Consider the following 19,068-nt stretch of genomic DNA (forward strand, 5'->3'; position numbering starts at 1 on the left):
CGCCTCACAACCACTCGCTACGGCGGGCTAACAATCAGGGAACGTCACCCCCACGCGTCACTCCTCCCGCATACAGTGCGGACATGAACCTTTCTGAACGCGTTCAGAAGTTCAGGGGGGGCCACGGGGAGGGTTTCGCGCGATGCGCAAGGGGGCAAAGGCCGCCGTCATCGGCAGTGTGTTCGCCGTGATGGTGGGGGGTGCCGGATACGGCGCCTTCAATGTGATGTCGGCGCTCAACGGGAGCGAGGGCGGGGGCTCGGGAAGCGGCGGACCCGCGGCCGTGAAGACGGGGCCGCCGAGCAGCACGGAGGTCAAGGAGACCTCGACGAAGTTCTTCGCCGCCTGGGAGCAGGGTGACGCCGCCAAGGCCGCCGCGTACACCAACTTCGCCCAGAAGGCGCAGGAGTTGCTGGCCGGTTACCGCGACGACGCGCACCTCACCGGTGTGAAGATCACCCCGGGGACGACGGCGGGGGCCACCGTGCCGTTCTCCGTCAAGGCGACGGTGTCGTTCGAGGGGAAGTCCAAGCCCTTCGCGTACGACTCCCGGCTGACCGTCGTGCGCGGCGAGACCACCGGGAAGGCGCTCGTCGACTGGAAGCCGTCCGTCGTGCATCCCGAGTTGCAGGAGGGCGACACGCTGGTCACGGGCGAGTCGGCGAGCCCGCCCATCGAGGCCGTGGACCGGAACAACGTTGTCCTGACGAAGGAGAAGTACCCCTCGCTGGGGCCGATCCTGGACGCGCTGCGCGAGAAGTACGGCGACACGGCAGGCGGTACGGCCGGGGTCGAGCTGGCGATCCATCACGCGACCGAGGGCGCGGGGGACACCGCCCTGGTGACCCTCGCCAAGGGCAAGGCCGGCAGGCTGCGCACCACCCTCAGCGCGAGCGCGCAGGCCGCGGCGGAGAAGGCGGTCGCCCGGTACGCCGAGTCGTCCGTGGTGGCCGTGCAGCCGAGCAGCGGTGAGGTGCTGGCGGTCGCCAACCACCGTGCGGACGGCTTCAACGCGGCCTTCCAGGGCACCCTGGCCCCCGGCTCCACGATGAAGATCATCACTGCGGCGATGCTCATCGACAACGGCGTGACCACCATGAACGGCCCGGCGCCCTGCCCGGAGACCGCGACCTGGCAGAGCCAGACCTTCCACAACCTCACCAACCTCGCGCCGAACGAGAAGGCGAGCCTCGCCAACAGCTTCATGCGGTCCTGCAACACGGCCTTCGTGAAACTGATCGACGAGAAGCCGCTCACGGACGGGTCCCTCACGACCGAGGCACAGACGCGGTTCGGCCTCGGCCAGAACAACTGGAAGACCGGCATCCCGTCCTTCGACGGCAGCGTCCCCGCCTCCGGTGGCCCGGACCGCGCCGCGAACGCGATCGGCCAGGGCCAGGTCCAGATGAGCCCGCTGAACATGGCGTCGGTCACGGCGACGGCGATGACGGGCACCTTCCGGCAGCCGGTCATCGTCTCGCCCAAGCTCGACGACCGGGAACTGGCGACGGCCAAGGGCCTGCCCAGCGGTACGTCCGCGCAGTTGCGCGCGATGATGAACCTCACCGCGACCAGCGGCACCGCCGCCCAGGTGATGGCGGGACTCGGCGGCACCATCGGCGCCAAGACCGGCTCCGCCGAGGTCGACGCCCAGTCCAAGTCGAACAGCTGGTTCACCGGCTATCGGAACGACATCGCGGCCGCCGCGATGACCCAGCAAGGCGGTCACGGGGTGGACGCGGCCGGTCCGATCGTCGCAGCTGTGCTACGAACGGGCGGCTGAAGTCACCCTTGACAGGGCGGGACCCTAGGGTGGGGGTTCTCGTTGAGGAACATGAGGGTGCCGGGGGACTTGGGGAACAGGCGGAGGATCGAAAGCTGTGGGGAACAGAAGGCGCGTCGCCGAGCGACGAAAGACGAAGCCCGCCGTGGTCGGCGGGCTGATCGCGGTGGTAGTCGGCGGCGGGGCGTTCGGCGCCTACAGCCTGTACGCCGGCGGGGCCTCGGCCGAGGACCGTACGTCGGAGACCGCCGGCCACAAGGCCGTGAAGACCGGTCCGCCGTCGGCGGCCGAGGTCACGGCGCTGTCCACGCGGTTCCTGACCGCCTGGCAGAGCGGTGACGTCGCGAAGGCGGCCGCGGCCACCGACGACTCGGCGGCCGCGACGACCTCGCTGACCGGCTACGGCAAGGACGCCCACATCACCGGCGTCAAGCTCACGCCGGGTACGGCGTCCGGGGCCTCCGTCCCCTTCTCCGTCAAGGCCACCGTCACGTACAAGGGCAAGAGCAAGCCCCTGGCGTACGAATCGAAGCTGACCGTCGTGCGCCGCGCCAAGGACGGTGCGGCGCTGGTCGGCTGGCAGGCGTCGGTCGTGCACCCCGACCTCCAGGACGGCGACCGCCTGGTCACCGGTCCGGCGGGCACTCCCCCGGTCACCGCCCTCGACCGCGACGGCGGCGAGATCACCACGGCCAAGTACCCCTCGCTCGGCACGGTGCTGGACGGGCTGCGCGAGAAGTACGGCAAGATCGCCGGCGGCAAGGCGGGCATCGAACTGCGCGTGGTCCGCAAGGCCGCCGCCAAGGGCACCCAGAAGTCCCCCGACAAGACCCTGGTGACCCTCAGCGAGGGCACCCCGGGGACCGTGAAGACCACGCTCAGCCCGACCCTCCAGGCGGACGCCGAGCAGCAGGTCGCCAAGAAGGACCGGGCGTCGGTGGTCCTGATGCGCCCCACGACGGGCGAGATCCTCGCGGTCGCCAACACCAGCCACGGCTTCAACACGGCCTTCCAGGGCTCGCTGGCCCCCGGCTCCACCATGAAGGTCATCACGTCGTCGCTGCTCATCGACAAGGGGCTCGCCTCGGCCGACAAGCAGCACCCGTGCCCGAAGTACGTGACGTACGGCGGCTGGAAGTTCCAGAACGACGACAAGTTCGAGATCAAGGGCGGCACGTTCAAGGCGAGCTTCGCGCGCTCCTGCAACACCGCCTTCATCAGTCAGGCCAAGAAGCTGTCGAACTCCGACCTGACGAACCAGGCGCAGCAGTACTTCGGCCTGTCCATGAACAACTGGGCCATCGGCGTCCCGTCCTTCGACGGCTCGGTCCCGGTCCAGTCCGCGGCCCAGATGGCGGCCTCGCTGATCGGCCAGGGCGGGGTCCGGATGAACCCGCTGAACATGGCCTCGGTCGCCTCCACGGTCAAGACGGGCGTCTTCCACCAGCCGTACCTGGTGTCTCCGACGGTCGACAACCGCAAGCTGGCGACTGCCGCCCACACCCTCCCCGCCACCACCCTCGCCCAGCTCCGCGAACTCATGCGGTACACGGCGGCGTACGGCACCGCCGCCGAGGCGATGTCCGGCCTCGGCCCCGACTACGGCGCGAAGACCGGCTCCGCCGAGGTCGACGGCCAGAAGAAGCCCAACGGCTGGTTCACCGCGTGGAAGGGCGATCTCGCCGCGGCGGGCGTCGTCCAACAGGGCGGCCACGGCGGCGACACGGCGGGCCCGATCGTGGCGGCACTGCTGAAGGCGGGAAGCTAGCCGGGCGGGGAACGGCCCGGCACCCCGGCGCATCGGAACTCGCTCGCGTGCCTCCTACACCGGCCGATAGCGTGCCGCCCATGACGAGCGACGCCGCCGAAGAGTCCGGAGCCCACCCCCGTTTCGCCGAGGCCCTGGAGGAGCTGGGTCTCGCTGATCTGCTGCCGCGCATCCGCCGCTTCCCGGACGCGACCCGTACCGCCGCCGAGGCCGCCGCCGCGATCGGGTGCGAGCTGAGCCAGATCTGCAAGTCGCTGATCTTCGCTGCATGGGGGTCCCCCCTGCTCGAGCGGAGTCGAGAGCTTGGGGGAGGTGTCCCCGTGCTCGTACTCATGGACGGGGCGTCGCTGGTCGATCTGGAGCTCGTGCGGCGGGAGCTCGGGGCCGGAAAGGTGACGCGGGCCAAGGTCGAGCTCGTACGGGAGACGACCGGGTACGCGATCGGCGGTGTGCCGCCCTTCGGCCACCGTACGAGGACGCGGGTGCTCGCGGACCGTTCGCTGCTCGACCACGAGGTGGTGTGGGCCGCGGCCGGCACCCCGTACACGGTGTTCCCCATGGACCCCAAGACGCTGATCGCGCATGCGGGCGGCACGCTGGTGGACGTGCGCGAGCAGCACCTGTGACCCCGCTGGTCGCCGCGGCGGTGCTGCTCGTCGCGGTCACCCACGCCAGTTGGAACGCGATCGCGCACCGCATCACCGCATCACCGCATCACCGACAAGCTCGTCGGGTTCACGCTGATCGCGGGCGGCGGGATGCTGATCGGGCCGGCGCTGACGCCGACGCCGAGGGTGTGGCGGAGTCGGTCGGCTCGACGACCCCCGCGTCCGTCGACGGCGCCGAGGGTGCCGGCGACTTCGGCGGGACCTGATGCCCAATGCTGGGAGCCGCCGGTGATGCGGAGGCCGTCGGTGGGGCGGAGGGCGCTGGTGCCGGATGGCCCGTCGCGGCCGATGCTGTCCCGACGCCGAGAACGCCGACGCCCAGTCCTAGCGCCAGGGCTGGAATCCATCTGTGTCTGGAACGCAACAAGGTGCCTTTCCGTCTTGTAGGGGGCCGTACGGTGAGCGAGCCCCGAACTTCCTTTGATCGTACGCATGTTCGATGACACTGCACTATCGAGTAACAGCTGACATATCGTCAAATAAGGCATGGGCGAGGCGATGGACCGACTCCGCAAGACCGCGTGGGCGGCACTCCCTCTCCTGCTGCCCTTTCTGGCAGCCGGGTCGGCCTCGGCCTCCCCGCTCGAGTCATCCCTCCCGCTGGGAAGCGTCCGTTCGGTGCATCCCGGCGACACACTGACGGTCAATGCCAAGTCCGACGAGGCCAGTTACGCCGAGACCCTCACTTCATCCGCGTTCATCAGGGCAGGGAAGCTGCGGATGATGGATCCGCTGCTGACCACCACCGTGACCGTCGCCTGCGATACCCGGCCCGGCACCTACCCGGTCCTGCTGCACGGCGCCGGAGACGTGGGCCCGGAGGAGCATCCGTTCCGTTGGGCACGCGTACGCGTTGAAGCCACCGACGAGGCGGCACGCCGCGTCTGCCGGAACAAGGTCCGGAATCTTCCCCCGCCCAGCCTGGAGGAACGCTGGGCTCCCGACAGCACGTGGCCCCAGTCGGAATGGGACGTGCGGACCTTCCGGGCCGGCAGCCGCATCACGATCACCGACAACTATGACGAGGGATCGGACGGTGACATCACCCTCACCTCCCGCGCATTCACCGACCGCTCCGTCCTGCGCGGAGCCAGAGCCGTCCTGACCGCCACCACCACCCTCAGATGCGACTCCGCGCCCGGCCTCTATGTCGTTTACCGGCATGACGCCGCCCAGGCCGGCCCCGACAAAGCATGGGCCCGTCTGCGTATCGCCCCCGCCGCACCCGGAAAAGCCTGCGCTGCTCAGCAAGCTGCAAAGCACTCAGCCGGGACATCCCGCACCGGCACGGTGGCCTGGGCCGCGGGCGGCGTACTCCTCGCCGCCGCAGTCGGCGCCGCACTTCTTCTGCGGGCCAACTCCCGCCGCACACACTCCGCCTGAGCGCGCCTCGCCGCTCGTCGGCCGGCTTGGATCGCTGCTGCGTTGACGCGATCAGGCGGCCCGCGCACCCACGCCGACCCTCGAGCTCACTGGCGGCACCAGCTGGGAGAAATACTGGAGCGCCCAGATGCGATCGAGTATCAGGGCGCGCGGCGTCGTCGTCACTGCCGATGCGATGCACACCCAGCGCGCCCACGCCGAGCACGTCATCGTCGTCGGCGGGCAACTCCCCTCCGTTCACATGAATTTGAGGCTTTCCTGAGCATTTCTCGATCTCTTGCGCCAAGGTCGCGTGGCCGGATATGAATGTCGCGCACACGACATCTGGGGAAGCGCTGCCGAGGCGCTGTGGTGTCGTGGGCTCAGTTTTGCCGACCTTTGAACCACTCGACCAGACTCATCGAAACGGGGACAAATGAAGCGCGCCATAACGCGTACCGCGCTTTCCTTCATGACCGCTGCGGGCGTGCTGCTGGCAGCAACCAACGCCGGCGCTGCCACGTCGGACGACGAACCGGTACCGGCTGACGACGCACAGGTTGTTCTGAACGACGGAACCGTCGCGCACGTCAACGACGAAATCGAGTTCACTTTCACCGGAGACAAGACCGCCGCCAAGAGGCCGCAGGTCGCCGCGGCTTGCCCTGAGGTGAACGATCCTCCGACGTACAAGGTGAAAGGCGCACCGTACTTCCTGCCGGACAACAAGAAGCCTCAGTCGACGTGGCTCCTGCCTCGCCAAACGGTGTCCTGGACGGTAACGGGAAGTCACACCTTCACTTGGGACTTCGCTGTTGGATACGAGGCCGAGGCCAGCATTATCGTCGAAAAGGCCAAGGTGAAGGTCGACACCAAGATCAGCAACTCGTGGACCTGGACGGGCACGCAGACCGTCACCGACACGAACACCACCAACAAGGGGTACCGGGCCGTCCTGGGGCAGGTGGGCTGGAAGCTCACCGCCGTGAAGACGTGGATCGCGGCTCCCTGTAACGTCAAGACGAAGACCATTGTCGTGAAGGCCCCGCGCAAGGGTGATATGTCGATTGGGCGGCAGAATTCGTGACGCGAACCGGAGCCCGACGGAAAGCGGCGGCGCTGTGCCTCGTGGCCGCGGCGGCGCTCGCCGGGGCCTGCGATCCCAGTGAGCCGGCCGGATCATCGTCGCCCACGCCCCGTACGAGTCGGTCTTCGTCCAGTGCGATTCCGGACGGCAAGGCCGCAAAGGCGATCCTGGATCAGGCCTTCGTCGGCAGACAAGAGCTCGGGAGCGGATCCGGCGCCCTGCAGTCGCAGCTCGGAAACACCTTGCCCGCGCCGGACAAGAATGTGTTGAGCGTGACATTCGCCTTCACCTGTACGGGAAACGGCAAGGTTGCCTTCAAGTTCGCCGTCAATGGTAAGAACGTCTCGTCAGCGGCACACACCAGCACCTGCGACAGGTCGGTCTTCCAGCAGAGCATAGAGGTCCCCGACCCCGGTCCCATCACCTTCGAGGCCGACGTGACCGGTTCGAACAACGGTGGTTTCGCCTACGCCTACTACACCGAAAAGAAGCAAGTGCCGTAACCGGATTCCTACGGTGGCCAAATGCGAGGGCCCCTTGCCGCTGCGACGGCAGGGGGCCCGGTGCATGGACTACCGGGTGTCGATCACCGGGTCTCGGCGCGCTCGATAGCGAGCAGTTCGAGGCGCGGAGATATCGGCATTTCCCAGGCGCACTACGGGAAACGGCTGATGCCCTGTCTCCGCGCCGTAGCCCGGGTGCTGGTTGATCAAAAGCTTGGCTGGTCGTTCCCATGTCCCTCGAAGACATAGGCGTTGACGTAGGCAAGCTGAGCCTTCGCCCCGCACCGACCCGAGAGGTCGAAGAGCCGGGTATCGGCGACAACGCCACACGGCTCGATCGTGAAGACTCCCCCGGCCGATCCGACGGCCTTCCCGTTCTTGCCTGAACAGCCGCGACAGTGACCGGGCTGAGCGCGAGAGCGACGCCGAAGGGGCGGACTCTCATCCGCTCAGCGTCCCATCCGCGAACTGGACGTCGCGCGACCACGCCAAAGTCCACCTCGGCTACCGCGGCCACATCCTCACCAGATCCCGCGCCTACTCGACGACCTACGCGGCCCTTCGCGCTGACCGCGCTGAACACGTCGGTCCCGACACGGTGCCCGGCACGGCCACGGATGGACACTGCGCTACGTCGGCTCCGGCCACACCCCCGGCGCCGCACTCCTGGCCGCTGGAATCGCCGAAGACACCGCCACGAACCGTGAGATCGCCCGTGAAGAGCGTGAGGCGGCGCGGTGACGAGATGCCACAGCGAACAGTGGGCTCGGGCGGTCGAGCGCCAGGCCGCCAAGTTCCCCACACGGATAGGGCCGAAAAGCGCTACGCGTCTCGCGCGGCTCCTCGGCCCTGCACGGAAGGATTCCTAGAAGATGATTGATTCCAAGGGGCTCAGCGGCGGCCTCGCCGGTCCTCGTAGTTGACGAAGAAGCTCACAACAATGAGCAAGCCGAAGATTCCCACGGCGAAGGTGCCGAGGATCGTCCAGATCCCCTTGCCGTCCAACGCAGAGCGCACCCCACCGGCGAGCCCGCCGACGGCAAAGCAGATGCCGAGGACGAGCGTCTGTGAACTTTGGGGTCTCAGCCAGTGCCACAGGTCCGGGCGGCGGCGCCCGCGCGTGGGCGGGCCTGCGGAGTGCGTCATTGGTACCTCATCTTTCCCGGTTCTGCTGGGGCGTTCACGTGGGTGTCGCCCGGGGTCCTGGGCTGGTTGGGCGTGTAGGAGAAGTCGATCCCCGTCGTGATGATGGTGCCGCTGCCCCACTTCGCGGGCGGCGTGTACTGCACCGAATCCGTCTTCGTCTGCTGCGCCTGTCGGGCGTCGGTGCTCGCGTCCTTGAGGGAGCCGTAGTACGTGCTGCCGAACTCGTGCTTGTCCTTGGTGAGTTGCCACAGGCCCCAGGAGCAGGTCGAGTCCGCTTCCGCCGCCTGGGCGATGATCGCATCGATGCGCCGTTGCAGGGCGTCGAAGTCGTCCACCGTACGGCCGGTTGCCCACGTGCGGCTTGGCCTCGCGGGCCTTCTCCCTGAGCGCGTCCTTCAGCCGTCGTGACGAGTCGTCGGAGGAGCGGCAGCGATCCAAGTCAGCCAAGACCGCCGTCACCCCGGGCGAGCCCGCAGCGATCCACTGCCGGATCAGGGCGATGGGGGAAGGAGAGATCCGGCGCGTCATCGTCTACCACCCCGACCGCCTCATGCGGCAGCCCAAGGATCTCGAAGAGCTTCTCTCGATAGCCGACGACAAGCGCGTACTCCTGCACGGCGAGGCGAACAGGCGCGATCTCTCGGACCCCGACGACCGTTTCATCCTCCGTATCGAGGTGGCCGACAAACGCTGTATGAGCCCGGTATGACATCGATCATCGTCGGCGCGGCGATCGGGGCGGTGTTCTTCAGGGAGCGGCTCGGGGCGCCCCGGATCGCGGCGGCGGAGCTGGTGGTGGGGATCGGTCTGATGCCGCACGCGGGCTGATGCCACACGCGGGCTGATGCCACACGCGGGCTGATGCCGCACGCGGGGTGATGCCGCACGCGGGGTGGACCGAATGTCAGTGAGCCACCGGAGTCACCGCTGTGTACGTACGGCGGAGGAAGCGGATCAGAACCTTCGAGTCGAACTGCACCACCGACACCCCTTGCGCGGAGTGGAACTCCACGACCGCCTGCACCCGGCCGCACGGCCACACGCGTACGTCGCCGGACTCGACCGGAGCGCGCAGGCCTCGTTCGAGGAGCTCCCGGGGGAAGGCCCACTCGTGGGGGCCGGGCAACGTCATGTGAACCTGACGGGGATCAGCGTCGGGGTCGTAGCTGAGGGCCACCGGGACGACCTGGTGTTCGTCCTCGGCGGAGTCTGCCGTGTCGGTGACAATGTGGGCGCGTGCGTACTGTTCGACGGCAGACATGAACCGACTCCTTGCGCTGCGTTACCTGTGTGGAATAGATGAATCCGTCACCTCTCCAATGTCGCACATTCCGGAGATTTCGCCCACGGACTCCCATACTCACCGGGTTCCCGGATCGGCCCTCGCCATGCATCACCGCCCCGCCGCTATTCATGGAGGCCTCGCTCTTGCAACTCATTCGCAACAAGGCACTATCATCGAACGGTGCATGTGCCTGACGGATTCATCAACGCCCCGGTCTCCGCGGTCACCGGAGTGGTCGCCGCCGGCGCCATCGCCGTGAGCCTGCGGGGCGCCCGCCGCGAACTCGACGAGAAGACCGCGCCGCTCGCCGGCCTGGTCGCCGCCTTCATCTTCGCCGTACAGATGCTGAACTTCCCGGTCGCCGCCGGGACCAGCGGACATCTGCTCGGCGGCGCGCTCGCGGCGATACTCGTCGGCCCCTTCACCGGGGTCCTCTGCGTCTCCGTGGTCCTGCTGATGCAGGGCATCCTCTTCGCCGACGGTGGCCTGACCGCACTCGGCGTGAACATCACCGACATGGCGATCGTCACGACGGTCGTCTCGTACGCCGTCTTCCGGGGCCTGGTGAAGGTCCTGCCGCGCAAGAAGCGCTCCATCACCGTGGCGGCCTTCGTCTCCGCGCTCCTTTCGGTCCCGGGCGCCGCCGTCGCCTTCACTCTCATCTACGCCCTCGGCGGCACCACCGACGTCCCGATCACCAAGGTCGCCACCGCGATGATCGGCGTGCACGTCCTCATCGGCATCGGCGAGGCCACCATCACCGCTCTCACGGTCGGCGCGGTCATCGCCGTACGACCGGACCTCGTGCACGGGGCGCGCGGTCTGCAGCAGCGGCTGAAGCTGCGCGTCGGCGGCGAACTGGTCGACGCGCCCGCGCCCGCCGCCGTCCCCGTGGCCGCCCGGACCTCCCGTCGCAAGGTGTGGGCGGTCGGCCTCGTCACCTCCCTCCTCCTCGCGGGTTTCGTCAGCTTCTACGCCTCCGCGAGCCCCGACGGCCTGGAGAAGGTCGCCAAGGACCAGGGCATCGACAAGAACACCAAGAAGCACCACGCCGAGGACTCCCCGCTCGCCGGGTACGGCGTCAAGGACATCTCCGACGCCCGGATCTCCGGCGGCCTCGCGGGCGTGATCGGCGTCGGCGTCACCGTCGTCGCGGGTACGGGGATCTTCTGGGCGGTGCGCAGGCGCCGCAGCGCCGACGTCTCCCCCGCGCAGGTGGCCTGAGGTGGGCGCGGGCCACGCGCACAGGCTCTACCGGCACGGGCACTCCCCCGTGCACGCCCTGCCCCCGCACACCAAGCTCGCCGCGACCTTCGCCTTCGTCGTCGTGGTCGTCTCCACCCCGCGCGAGGCGATGTGGGCCTTCGCGCTGTACGCCGCGCTCCTGGCGACGGTGGCGTACAAGGCCCGGGTACCGGCCGCCTTCCTGCTCAAGCGGCTGCTGATCGAGATCCCGTTCGTCGCCTTCGCCGTGCTCATGCCGTTCGTGGCGCAAGGCGAGCGGGTGGACGTGCTCGGTCTGTCGCTCAGCGTGAACGGCCTGTGGGGCGCCTGGAACGTCCTCGCCAAGGGCACCCTGGGCGTCGCCGCCTCCGTACTCCTCGCCTCGACGACCGAACTGCGCGAACTGCTGCTGGGGCTCCAGCGGTTGAAGCTGCCCCCACTCCTCGTACAGATCGCCTCCTTCATGATCCGCTACGGCGATGTCATCACCGACGAGATGCGGCGGATGCGGATCGCACGGGAGTCGCGGGGCTTCGAGGCCCGGGGTGTACGGCACTGGGGCGTCCTCGCGAAGTCTGCGGGCGCGCTGTTCATCCGCTCCTACGAGCGCGGGGAGCGCGTCCATCTCGCCATGGTGAGCCGGGGGTATGCCGGTTCGATGCCGGTCATCGACGAGGTGACCGCGTCCCGGGCGCAGTGGTCGTACGCCCTCGCCCTCCCGTTCGCCGCCCTTGTCGTCTGCCTGCTGGGATGGACCCTGTGACCCCCTCTCTGGAAGTGGCCGGACTGGCCTTCGCCTACCCCGACGGCCACCAGGCCCTCTTCGGCGTCGACTTCCGCCTCGGGCGTGGCGAGCGCGTCGCGCTGCTCGGCCCGAACGGCGCAGGCAAGACCACCCTCGTCCTCCATCTCAACGGCATCCTGACCGGCGGCGCGGGAACCGTGACGGTGGCCGGACTTCCGGTCGGCAAGCGGCACATGGCGGAGATCCGACGCAAGGTCGGCATCGTCTTCCAGGACCCGGACGACCAGCTCTTCATGCCGACCGTGCGGGAGGACGTGGCCTTCGGACCCGCCGCGGCCGGGCTGAAGGGCGCCGAGCTGGAGGAGCGCGTCCATGCGGCTCTGGAGCGGGTCGGCATGGCGGACTTCGCCGACCGTCCCCCGCACCATCTGTCGTTCGGACAGCGACGCCGGGTGGCCGTCGCGACCGTCCTCGCCATGGAGCCTGAGATCCTCGTCCTCGACGAGCCGTCCTCCAACCTCGACCCGGCCTCGCGCCGCGAACTCGCCGACATCCTGCGGTCGTTGGACGTCACCGTCCTCATGGTCACGCACGACCTGCCGTACGCCCTCGAACTGTGCCCCCGGGCACTGATCCTGAGCGACGGCGCGATCGCCGCGGACGGGAAGACCGGTGAGCTGCTCTCCGACGACGAGCTGATGCGCACCCACCGCCTGGAGCTTCCCTTCGGTTTCGATCCGCGCTCGACAGCTGTGCGTACTCCGTGACAATGGGCGCGTGACGAAACAAGGGGACCAAGAGGACTTCGGATCGGCCGGGTCGCTGTTCCTCGACGACCAGTTGTGCTTCGCGCTGTACGCGGCCCAGCGCGCGGTGACCGCCGCGTACCGCCCGCTGCTGGAGGAGCTCGGCCTCACCTACCCGCAGTACCTCGTCCTGCTGTTCCTCTGGGAGCGCGGCGAGACCACGGTCAAGGAGCTGGCGGGCGCGCTGCGGCTGGACTACGGCACGGTGTCGCCGCTGCTCAAGCGCCTGGAGTCGGCCGGTCTGGTCCGCCGTGAACGCTCGGCGCGCGACGAGCGGTCGGTGCTGGTGGCGGTCACCGGGCGCGGCGAGGCGCTGCGGGAGCGCGCGGCGGGCGTACCGCGGGCGCTGCTGGCGTCGACCGGCCTCGCCGGGGACGAGGTGGCCAGGATGCGACAGGAGCTGTGGGGGCTGGCCGAGCGCGCGGACGGTGCGGCGGGACGCGGGCGCTGACCTGCCCGTCCGGAACGGAGCAAGACGGGGCGGGGCGGGCGGGGCGTTGGCGGGACGGGAGTTACCGACGGTTTCTACCCCCTGGTAATCATGCCTTCCGTACCGGCCGGTACCTTGTGCACGATGTACTTGCGCACTCCTGTGTTTTCCGTCCTGGGGGAGGTCCCGCCATGATCGATGGCACCGCTGTCGGCGACACCGCTGTCGACACTCGTCCGACGAAGATCATGTACGTCGCCGAGGCCACCGCGCACGGCGGCCGGGACGGCTATGTCACCAGCCTGGACGGCCAGATCGAGCTGAAGGTCGCGATGCCGCCCGCGCTCGGCGGTGACGGCAACGGCACCAACCCCGAGCAGCTCTTCGCGGCCGGGTACAGCGCCTGCTTCCACAACGCGCTGGTACTGGTGGGCCGCCGCGCCGGACTGGACCTGACCGGCTCCACCGTCGCCGCGAAGGTCGGCATCGGACCCAACAAGCAGCGCGGCTACGGCCTCGCGGTCGCCCTGAGCGTCTCGCTGCCCGTCCTCGACCAGGACGTCGCGACCAAGCTCGTGGACGCGGCGCACGAGGTCTGCCCGTACTCGAACGCGACCCGGAACAACATCGAGGTCACGATCCTGCTCGGCTAGGAATCGAGCCTTCCGCGTGCGTGTTGCATCCCATGTTGAGGGTGGCCGGGCGACAGGGAGTACGGACGTGAACGTGAACGGCGAAGTGGCCGAGGGCTTCGAGCCGGTCAGGGAAGCGTTCGTACGCAACTTCGAGACGCTCGGGGAGCGGGGGGCGGCGGTCTCCGTGTACCGGCACGGGCGCAAGGTCGTCGACCTGTGGGGCGGCGCGCGGGACGTGGACGGTACGGCGGATTCGGCGCCCTGGGAGCACGACACCGCCCACGTCATGCACTCGGCGACGAAGGGCGTCGGGGCCGCCGTACTCCTGATGCTGCACGAGCGCGGCGAGCTGGACCTGGACGCACCGGTCGGGGAGTACTGGCCCGAGTTCAAGGCTCGGGGCAAGGAACGGCTTCTGGTCCGGCATGTGCTGTCGCACCGGGCGGGCGTGCCCGTGGTCGACGCGCCGCTGACCCCGGCCGAGGCCGCGGACCCGGACCGTACGGCCGCGTCGATCGCGGCGCAGACCCCCCTCTGGGAACCGGGCACGGACCACGGCTACCACCCCCACACCTTCGGCTGGATGCTCTCCGAACTGGTCCGCCGCGTCACCGGCGGCCGGGGCGTGAACGAGTTCATCGCGACGGAGATCTCCGCCCCGCTCGGCCTGGACCTCTGGGTCGGGCTGCCGCAGGCCGAGGCCCACCGGGTGGGCCGCGCGGGCCGAGTCGATGCGCCCGAGCCGTCGAGCGCCCTGCGCACCCGCCCGAAGCGGTCGGTGGCCGAGGCCTACAAGGACCCGGACTCGACGACCGTCCGCGCCTTCGCCGCGATCACCCCGCCGCCCGACGACAACGACCCCGCCTACCGTGCGGCGGCCCTCCCCGCCTCCAATGGCATCGCCACGGCCGACGCTCTCGCCCGTTTCTACGCCGCCCTGATCGGCGAGCTGGACGGCACCCGCCTGTTCACCCCGGACACGGTCGAGCTGGCCCGCGCCGAGGCGTCCGCGGGACCGGACCGCACCCTGGTCATCAGCACCCGTTTCGGCCTCGGCTACATGCTTCACGGCACCGCCTCCCCGCTGCTGGGCCCGGCCTCGTTCGGTCACCCGGGCCGCGGCGGCCCACTGGGCTTCGCGGACCCCGAGTCGGGCATCGCCTTCGGCTACATCACGAACGGCTTCCGCAAGACGGTGACGGCGGATCCACGGGCGCAGGCGCTGGTACGGGCGGTACGGGCGGCGCTGTCGTAGCCGACCGGGCCGGGGCCGCGTCGTAGCCGACCGGGCCGGGGCCGTGCCAGGACACCCCTGCGATCCTGGCCCGCCCCTTCCGGTCCGCCCGTCCCTCGCCGCGCGGCGATCACCAGAATGCGCGGCCGACCACCCTTCTGTCGTTGGCGCACAGTCGCCACCTACTTGGCGCAGGGTCCACGGCCTTCCGAGTGTGCCTCGCGGTCCTCGGCCACCGTCCTCCTGCGCAGTTCGCTCGGCGGGACGCCATGGGCGGTGCGGAAGGCCCGGGTGAACTCGGCGGCGCGGGGGAAGCCCCAGCGGGCGGCGACGACATGGACCGGCATCGCGCGCAGTGCCGGGTCGGCGAGGTCGCGGCGGGCGTTCTCCAGCCGCTGATCGCGGATGTAGGAGGCCACGGTGAGGCCCTCGGCCTGGAAGAGGCGGTACAGATGGCTGCGCGAGATGTGGTGCGCGGCGGCGATCCGGGCGGGGGTCAGCTCCTGGTCGCCCAGATGCCGACGGATGAACGCCTTGATACGCAGGATCAGCGTCCGGCCGCGGGTCTCCGGTGGCAGCAGGGCCTCGGCGTCCAGTGCGCCCGCGAAGACGGCCGTGACCAGATCGGCGAGGACCGTTCCCAGCCGGGGTCCGTCCGACGGCTGGTAGGAGCCGGTGTCCGAGGCCAACTGGACGAGGAACTGCGCCAGGAGCGCGCCGACTCCCTCGCGGCCCGAGATCCGGCCGCCGATCACCTGGTCGGCCCGGTTCGCGGGCAACGCCACCAGCGACCGCGGGATCTCGACTCCCACGAGGCTGACCGGGTCCGCGCCGGTGTGTATCTCGTACGACCGCGAGGAACAGTTCGTGTGGATGTCGTTGACCCGGTAGGCGGCCTGCTGTCTGTCCCAGGCGGCCGCTCCTTCTCCCCGCAGCAGGAGGGAGAGGTGGTACACCTCGGGATCGGACTGGCGGATCAGCTTCGGTGTCCGCCGGAAGACCAGATGGTCGAAGGTCGCCGGCCAGACCGTGACGTCCCCCAGCCCGATCACGCGCTGGTGTGCGCGGTAGTCCGCCGTGCGGTCGCTGGCCAGTTGCATGGGCGCGTGCGTACGGCCCATGCGCTGCGTCCACGCCTCGAACCGGTCACCGACCGGCAGGTCCGCGGTTTTGAAGACCGACTCGTGCAACACGATCAGCGGACCTCCTGGTGAGAGAGCCTGGGACCGGATGATTCCACAGCCAGGAGCAAGAGTGAGGGGCACCCCGCCGCAACGCGGGGTGCCCCTCAGCCCATCAGTCAGTCAGTCAGTCAGTCAGTCAGTCAGCCTGACAGACAGTCAGGCCTCAGACCCGTACCAGCTCCCGGTCCTCGTCCCGGCCCCCGTCGCCGGGGCCCCGGCCCTTCTCCTCCGCCGTGCGCAGGCCCTCGCCCTCGACGTCCACGTTGGGAAGCGCCCGGTCCAGCCACTTCGGCAGCCACCAGGCCTTCTTCCCGAGCAGGGCCAGCACCGCCGGGACGATCGCCATGCGGACCACGAACGCGTCGAAGAAGACCGCGATCGCGAGGCCGAAGCCGATCATCTTGATCATCGACTCGCTGGAGCCGATGAAGCCGGAGAAGACGGCGATCATGATGACCGCCGCCGCCGTGACGACCCGTGCGCCGTGCTTGAAGCCGGTCACGATCGCCTGGTGGGGCTTCTCCCCGTGGACGTACGCCTCGCGCATCCGGGTCACGAGGAACACCTCGTAGTCCATCGCGAGACCGAAGACGACACCCACCATGAAGATCGGCATCATCGACATGATCGGGCCGGTTTCCTCGACGCCCAGGAGGCCGGACAGCCAGCCCCACTGGAAGACGGCGACGACCGCGCCGAGCGCCGCCATCACGCTCAGCAGGAAGCCGAGCGCCGCCTTCAGCGGGACCAGGACCGAGCGGAAGACCACGATCAGGAGGAGGAAGGCGAGGCCGACGACCAGCGCGAGATACGGGATCAGCGCGTCGTTCAGCTTCTGCGAGAAGTCGATGTTCATCGCGGTGGTGCCGGTGACCAGCACCTTCGCGTCGGTTTCCGTCGAGATGGTGCCGCCCGCGTCACGGATGGCGTGCACCAGGTCCTCGGTCTTGACGGAGGACGGTTTGGAGTCGGGGATGACCGTGATCGTCGCGGTGTCCCCGGCCTTGTTGAACGCCGCCGGGCTGACCGACACGACGTCCTTCATGTCCTTGACCGTGTCGGTGACCTTGGTCGCCGCGGCCTTGGGGTCGTCGCTGGACTTGCCGTCCACGACGAGCATCAGGGGACCGTTGAAGCCGGGACCGAAGCCGTCGGACAGCGCGTCGTACGCCCGGCGCTGCGTGGTCGATGTCGGCTGCGAACCGTCGTCGGGCAGACCCAGTTCGAGCGAGGCCGCCGGGAGCGCGGCGGCGCCCAGACCGATCACGCCGAGCACCAGCACGGCGAGCGGCCGGCGCACGACGAAACTCGCCCAGCGGGTGCCCATGTTGGGCTTGCCCTCCTTCTTCACGGCACGCCTGCCGCCGAGCAGCTTGCTCTTCTTGCCCGCGGGCTGGACCTTGCGGCCCGCGTAGCCCAGCAGGGCCGGAATCAGCGACAGCGCGATCAGTACGGCGATGGCGACCGTGCCCGCCGCCGCGACACCCATCTTCGTCAGCATCGGGATGTTGACGACCGACAGACCGACCAGCGCGATCACGACCGTCAGACCGGCGAAGACGACCGCCGAACCCGCCGTGCCGACGGCCCGTCCGGCCGCCTCCTCGCGCTCCCGGCCCTCGGCCAGTTCGGCGCGGTAGCGGGAGACGATGAAGAGGGCGTAGTCGATGCCGACCGCGAGGCCGATCATCATCGCCAGGGTGGAGGTGGTGGTGCCCAGGTCCAGCGCGTTCGCCAGCGCCGTGATCGTCGAGACGCCGATACCGACGCCGATCAGCGCGGTCAGCAGCGGCAGCCCGGCCGCGATCAGCGAACCGAAGGTGATGACGAGCACGACCGCGGCGACCGCGATACCGATGACCTCGGTCGACCCGGTCTCCGGCGTCGCCTGGAGCGCGTCACCGCCGACCTCGACGCTCAGCCCGGCGTCCCGCGCCTGCTGCGCGGCCTCCTCCAGGGCGGTCTTCGAGGAGTCCTTCAACTCCATGCCGGACACCTTGTACTTCACCGAGGTGTAGGCGACCGACCCGTTCTTGCTCACCGCGTGGGACTTGAAGGGGTCGGACACGGAGGTGACCTCCGAGCCGTCGCCGAGCGCCTTGACGGTCCTCTCGACGGTCGCCTTGTTGGCCTTGTCGCCCATCTTCTCGCCGGCGGGCGCCTTGAAGACCATGCGGGCGGTCGCGCCGTCGGCGCTCATCCCGGGGAAGCGCTGTTCGAGCAGGTCGAAAGCTTTCTGCGCCTCGGTGCCGGGGATCGAGAAAGAGGACGCTCCCGCGGTGGGCGCGGAGGCGGCGCCGACACCCGCCAGCGTCAGCAGGGCCACCCATATCAGGGCGACGAAATGGCGTCGCCTGAAGGCGAATCGGCCGAGTTTATAGAGGAATGTGGCCACGAGGGCGTACTCCCGGTCAGGTCGTTTGCTGGCAGCTGGGCAGGGGAGATCAGCCCGACGACGTGAGCGGTCGCGTCAGGTGCACGTAGGCGTTACTGAAGGTCGGGCAGGCTCAGGCGCCGAGAGCGGGGAGGATCACGGCGTCGATGTACGAGGTGAGGAAGGCCTGGGTGGGGGGCAGCTGGTCGAGGACGCCGCGCACCGCGAAGGCGCCGAACATCATGTGCAGCACGTAGTCCTGGGCGGGGTTGTCCGCCCGGATCTCACCCCGGTCGACGGCGCGCCGCAGGACCTTGCGGAGGGTCTCGATCTCCGGATCGATGATCCACTCCCGGAAGGCGCGCAGGAGATCGGGGTTCCCGTGCAGCGCCGTGGCCAGACCCCGCATCAGCGCGGAGTTCTGCTCCATGTCGCAGTCGTCCTCACGCTTCACCATCGCGTGGAAGTCGCCCCGCAGGGATCCGGTGTCGATGTCGCCGGTGGTCGGCTTCTCGTGCCGCAGCGCCTTCACGACGAGCTCGGCCTTGCCGCCCCACTGGCGGTAGAGGGTGGCCTTGCTGGACCGGGTGCGGGCGGCGACGGCGTCCATGGTCAGGGCGTCGTAGCCGACCTCCCGGAGCAGTTCGAGCACGGCCGCGTACAGCTCGGCCTCACGCTCGGGGGTGATCCGACTGCGACGCACCGTTGCGGCTTCAGCCATCCCACTCACCTTCTCTGCTCCGGACGACACGGTTTCGTACACCTATGAAGATACCCTGAGATCCAAAGAAACGAAACCGTTTCGTACGTGTGCTGGGTCACGCATATCCGAAA

Annotated in this window: 21 protein-coding genes and 2 pseudogenes; 17 read left to right on the forward strand and 6 right to left on the reverse strand. The window is 69.1% G+C overall.

The window, feature by feature from the left end; genetic code table 11:
- The first annotated feature begins 142 nt into the window (after positions 1 to 142).
- The 9 genes and pseudogenes from ACFVWD_RS10780 to ACFVWD_RS10820 all read left to right on the forward strand — a co-directional run bounded on the left by ACFVWD_RS10780 (position 143) and on the right by ACFVWD_RS10820 (position 8,051).
- Positions 143 to 1,783 carry a penicillin-binding transpeptidase domain-containing protein gene (locus ACFVWD_RS10780; protein WP_389595102.1) on the forward strand — a complete coding sequence of 547 codons (1,641 nt, stop codon included), beginning with the start codon at positions 143 to 145 and terminating at the stop codon, positions 1,781 to 1,783.
- Between the two features lie 97 nt (positions 1,784 to 1,880).
- On the forward strand, positions 1,881 to 3,551 hold the full coding sequence (locus ACFVWD_RS10785) for a penicillin-binding transpeptidase domain-containing protein (protein ID WP_389595104.1): 1,671 nt from the start codon (positions 1,881 to 1,883) through the stop codon (positions 3,549 to 3,551).
- Between the two features lie 80 nt (positions 3,552 to 3,631).
- Positions 3,632 to 4,177 (forward strand): YbaK/EbsC family protein, encoded by a 546-nt coding sequence (locus ACFVWD_RS10790; protein WP_389595106.1) that lies wholly within the window; start codon positions 3,632 to 3,634, stop codon positions 4,175 to 4,177.
- A pseudogene (locus tag ACFVWD_RS10795) lies at positions 4,174 to 4,336 on the forward strand (EamA family transporter); the annotation flags it as partial. The gene ACFVWD_RS10790 and the pseudogene ACFVWD_RS10795, both read left to right, overlap by 4 nt.
- 369 nt (positions 4,337 to 4,705) lie before the next feature.
- Positions 4,706 to 5,602, forward strand: coding sequence for a hypothetical protein (locus tag ACFVWD_RS10800; RefSeq protein ID WP_389595107.1), 897 nt, complete (start codon positions 4,706 to 4,708; stop codon positions 5,600 to 5,602).
- Between the two features lie 127 nt (positions 5,603 to 5,729).
- The gene (locus ACFVWD_RS10805; protein ID WP_389595108.1) at positions 5,730 to 5,864 is read left to right on the forward strand and encodes a hypothetical protein; all 135 of its coding nucleotides are present in this window, start codon (positions 5,730 to 5,732) and stop codon (positions 5,862 to 5,864) included.
- Positions 5,865 to 6,017: 153 nt separating this feature from the next.
- Positions 6,018 to 6,668, forward strand: a complete 651-nt coding sequence (locus ACFVWD_RS10810; protein WP_382140050.1) for a hypothetical protein — start codon at positions 6,018 to 6,020, stop codon at positions 6,666 to 6,668.
- A 41-nt stretch (positions 6,669 to 6,709) separates the two neighbouring features.
- The gene (locus tag ACFVWD_RS10815) at positions 6,710 to 7,171 is read left to right on the forward strand and encodes a hypothetical protein (protein WP_389595110.1); all 462 of its coding nucleotides are present in this window, start codon (positions 6,710 to 6,712) and stop codon (positions 7,169 to 7,171) included.
- A 382-nt stretch (positions 7,172 to 7,553) separates the two neighbouring features.
- The gene (locus ACFVWD_RS10820) at positions 7,554 to 8,051 is read left to right on the forward strand and encodes a replication initiator (RefSeq protein ID WP_389595165.1); all 498 of its coding nucleotides are present in this window, start codon (positions 7,554 to 7,556) and stop codon (positions 8,049 to 8,051) included.
- Positions 8,052 to 8,062: 11 nt separating this feature from the next.
- Here the strand turns inward: ACFVWD_RS10820 and ACFVWD_RS10825 are convergent, their stop codons facing one another.
- Both ACFVWD_RS10825 and ACFVWD_RS10830 read right to left on the reverse strand, forming a co-directional pair.
- The gene (locus ACFVWD_RS10825) at positions 8,063 to 8,317 is read right to left on the reverse strand and encodes a hypothetical protein (RefSeq protein WP_389595112.1); all 255 of its coding nucleotides are present in this window, start codon (positions 8,315 to 8,317) and stop codon (positions 8,063 to 8,065) included.
- Complete coding sequence (locus tag ACFVWD_RS10830; protein WP_389595113.1) at positions 8,314 to 8,652, reverse strand: hypothetical protein; 339 nt, start codon at positions 8,650 to 8,652, stop codon at positions 8,314 to 8,316. Before ACFVWD_RS10830 ends, ACFVWD_RS10825 begins: the two co-directional genes overlap by 4 nt.
- 11 nt (positions 8,653 to 8,663) lie before the next feature.
- Between ACFVWD_RS10830 and ACFVWD_RS10835 the strand changes: the two genes are divergently transcribed.
- On the forward strand, positions 8,664 to 9,026 hold the full coding sequence (locus tag ACFVWD_RS10835) for a recombinase family protein (protein WP_389595114.1): 363 nt from the start codon (positions 8,664 to 8,666) through the stop codon (positions 9,024 to 9,026).
- Positions 9,026 to 9,145, forward strand: a pseudogene (locus ACFVWD_RS10840) (EamA family transporter); the annotation flags it as partial. The gene ACFVWD_RS10835 and the pseudogene ACFVWD_RS10840, both read left to right, overlap by 1 nt.
- 76 nt (positions 9,146 to 9,221) lie before the next feature.
- On the opposite strand, the gene ACFVWD_RS10845 reads toward ACFVWD_RS10840, so the two are convergent.
- Complete coding sequence (locus ACFVWD_RS10845; protein ID WP_168492518.1) at positions 9,222 to 9,578, reverse strand: SsgA family sporulation/cell division regulator; 357 nt, start codon at positions 9,576 to 9,578, stop codon at positions 9,222 to 9,224.
- A 204-nt stretch (positions 9,579 to 9,782) separates the two neighbouring features.
- On the opposite strand from ACFVWD_RS10845, the gene ACFVWD_RS10850 reads away from it, so the two are divergent.
- The 6 genes from ACFVWD_RS10850 to ACFVWD_RS10875 all read left to right on the forward strand — a co-directional run bounded on the left by ACFVWD_RS10850 (position 9,783) and on the right by ACFVWD_RS10875 (position 14,697).
- Positions 9,783 to 10,826 carry an energy-coupling factor ABC transporter permease gene (locus ACFVWD_RS10850; RefSeq protein WP_389595116.1) on the forward strand — a complete coding sequence of 348 codons (1,044 nt, stop codon included), beginning with the start codon at positions 9,783 to 9,785 and terminating at the stop codon, positions 10,824 to 10,826.
- Between the two features lies 1 nt (position 10,827).
- A complete protein-coding gene (gene cbiQ / locus ACFVWD_RS10855) occupies positions 10,828 to 11,589 on the forward strand; it encodes a cobalt ECF transporter T component CbiQ (protein WP_168492523.1) in 762 nt (253 codons plus the stop codon).
- Complete coding sequence (locus tag ACFVWD_RS10860) at positions 11,577 to 12,338, forward strand: energy-coupling factor ABC transporter ATP-binding protein (RefSeq protein ID WP_389595118.1); 762 nt, start codon at positions 11,577 to 11,579, stop codon at positions 12,336 to 12,338. Before cbiQ ends, ACFVWD_RS10860 begins: the two co-directional genes overlap by 13 nt.
- Before the next feature lie 10 nt (positions 12,339 to 12,348).
- Positions 12,349 to 12,828, forward strand: a complete 480-nt coding sequence (locus tag ACFVWD_RS10865; RefSeq protein ID WP_168492528.1) for a MarR family winged helix-turn-helix transcriptional regulator — start codon at positions 12,349 to 12,351, stop codon at positions 12,826 to 12,828.
- A gap of 170 nt (positions 12,829 to 12,998) precedes the next feature.
- Positions 12,999 to 13,460, forward strand: coding sequence for an organic hydroperoxide resistance protein (locus ACFVWD_RS10870; protein ID WP_101404570.1), 462 nt, complete (start codon positions 12,999 to 13,001; stop codon positions 13,458 to 13,460).
- Between the two features lie 67 nt (positions 13,461 to 13,527).
- Positions 13,528 to 14,697, forward strand: a complete 1,170-nt coding sequence (locus tag ACFVWD_RS10875) for a serine hydrolase domain-containing protein (RefSeq protein ID WP_389595120.1) — start codon at positions 13,528 to 13,530, stop codon at positions 14,695 to 14,697.
- Positions 14,698 to 14,858: 161 nt separating this feature from the next.
- Here ACFVWD_RS10875 and ACFVWD_RS10880 read toward each other — a convergent pair whose 3' ends face one another.
- The 3 genes from ACFVWD_RS10880 to ACFVWD_RS10890 form a co-directional block, all read right to left on the reverse strand.
- Complete coding sequence (locus tag ACFVWD_RS10880) at positions 14,859 to 15,869, reverse strand: helix-turn-helix domain-containing protein (protein ID WP_389595122.1); 1,011 nt, start codon at positions 15,867 to 15,869, stop codon at positions 14,859 to 14,861.
- A gap of 154 nt (positions 15,870 to 16,023) precedes the next feature.
- On the reverse strand, positions 16,024 to 18,255 hold the full coding sequence (locus ACFVWD_RS10885; protein WP_389595123.1) for an MMPL family transporter: 2,232 nt from the start codon (positions 18,253 to 18,255) through the stop codon (positions 16,024 to 16,026).
- 112 nt (positions 18,256 to 18,367) lie between these two features.
- Positions 18,368 to 18,955 carry a TetR/AcrR family transcriptional regulator gene (locus tag ACFVWD_RS10890; protein WP_389595125.1) on the reverse strand — a complete coding sequence of 196 codons (588 nt, stop codon included), beginning with the start codon at positions 18,953 to 18,955 and terminating at the stop codon, positions 18,368 to 18,370.
- Between the last annotated feature and the right edge of the window lie 113 nt (positions 18,956 to 19,068).

Source organism: Streptomyces sp. NPDC058086 (assembly GCF_042885015.1).
Taxonomy (GTDB): Bacteria; Actinomycetota; Actinomycetes; order Streptomycetales; family Streptomycetaceae; genus Streptomyces.

Coding starts and splice junctions, on each gene's coding strand:
- ACFVWD_RS10790 (WP_389595106.1), top strand. CDS start 3,632: ATGACGAGCGACGCCGCCGAAGAGTCCGGAGCCCACCCCCGTTTCGCC.
- ACFVWD_RS10870 (WP_101404570.1), top strand. CDS start 12,999: ATGATCGATGGCACCGCTGTCGGCGACACCGCTGTCGACACTCGTCCG.
- ACFVWD_RS10800 (WP_389595107.1), top strand. CDS start 4,706: ATGGGCGAGGCGATGGACCGACTCCGCAAGACCGCGTGGGCGGCACTC.
- ACFVWD_RS10780 (WP_389595102.1), top strand. CDS start 143: ATGCGCAAGGGGGCAAAGGCCGCCGTCATCGGCAGTGTGTTCGCCGTG.
- ACFVWD_RS10825 (WP_389595112.1), bottom strand. CDS start 8,317: ATGACGCACTCCGCAGGCCCGCCCACGCGCGGGCGCCGCCGCCCGGAC.
- ACFVWD_RS10810 (WP_382140050.1), top strand. CDS start 6,018: ATGAAGCGCGCCATAACGCGTACCGCGCTTTCCTTCATGACCGCTGCG.
- ACFVWD_RS10845 (WP_168492518.1), bottom strand. CDS start 9,578: ATGTCTGCCGTCGAACAGTACGCACGCGCCCACATTGTCACCGACACG.
- ACFVWD_RS10805 (WP_389595108.1), top strand. CDS start 5,730: ATGCGATCGAGTATCAGGGCGCGCGGCGTCGTCGTCACTGCCGATGCG.
- ACFVWD_RS10890 (WP_389595125.1), bottom strand. CDS start 18,955: ATGGCTGAAGCCGCAACGGTGCGTCGCAGTCGGATCACCCCCGAGCGT.
- ACFVWD_RS10860 (WP_389595118.1), top strand. CDS start 11,577: ATGGACCCTGTGACCCCCTCTCTGGAAGTGGCCGGACTGGCCTTCGCC.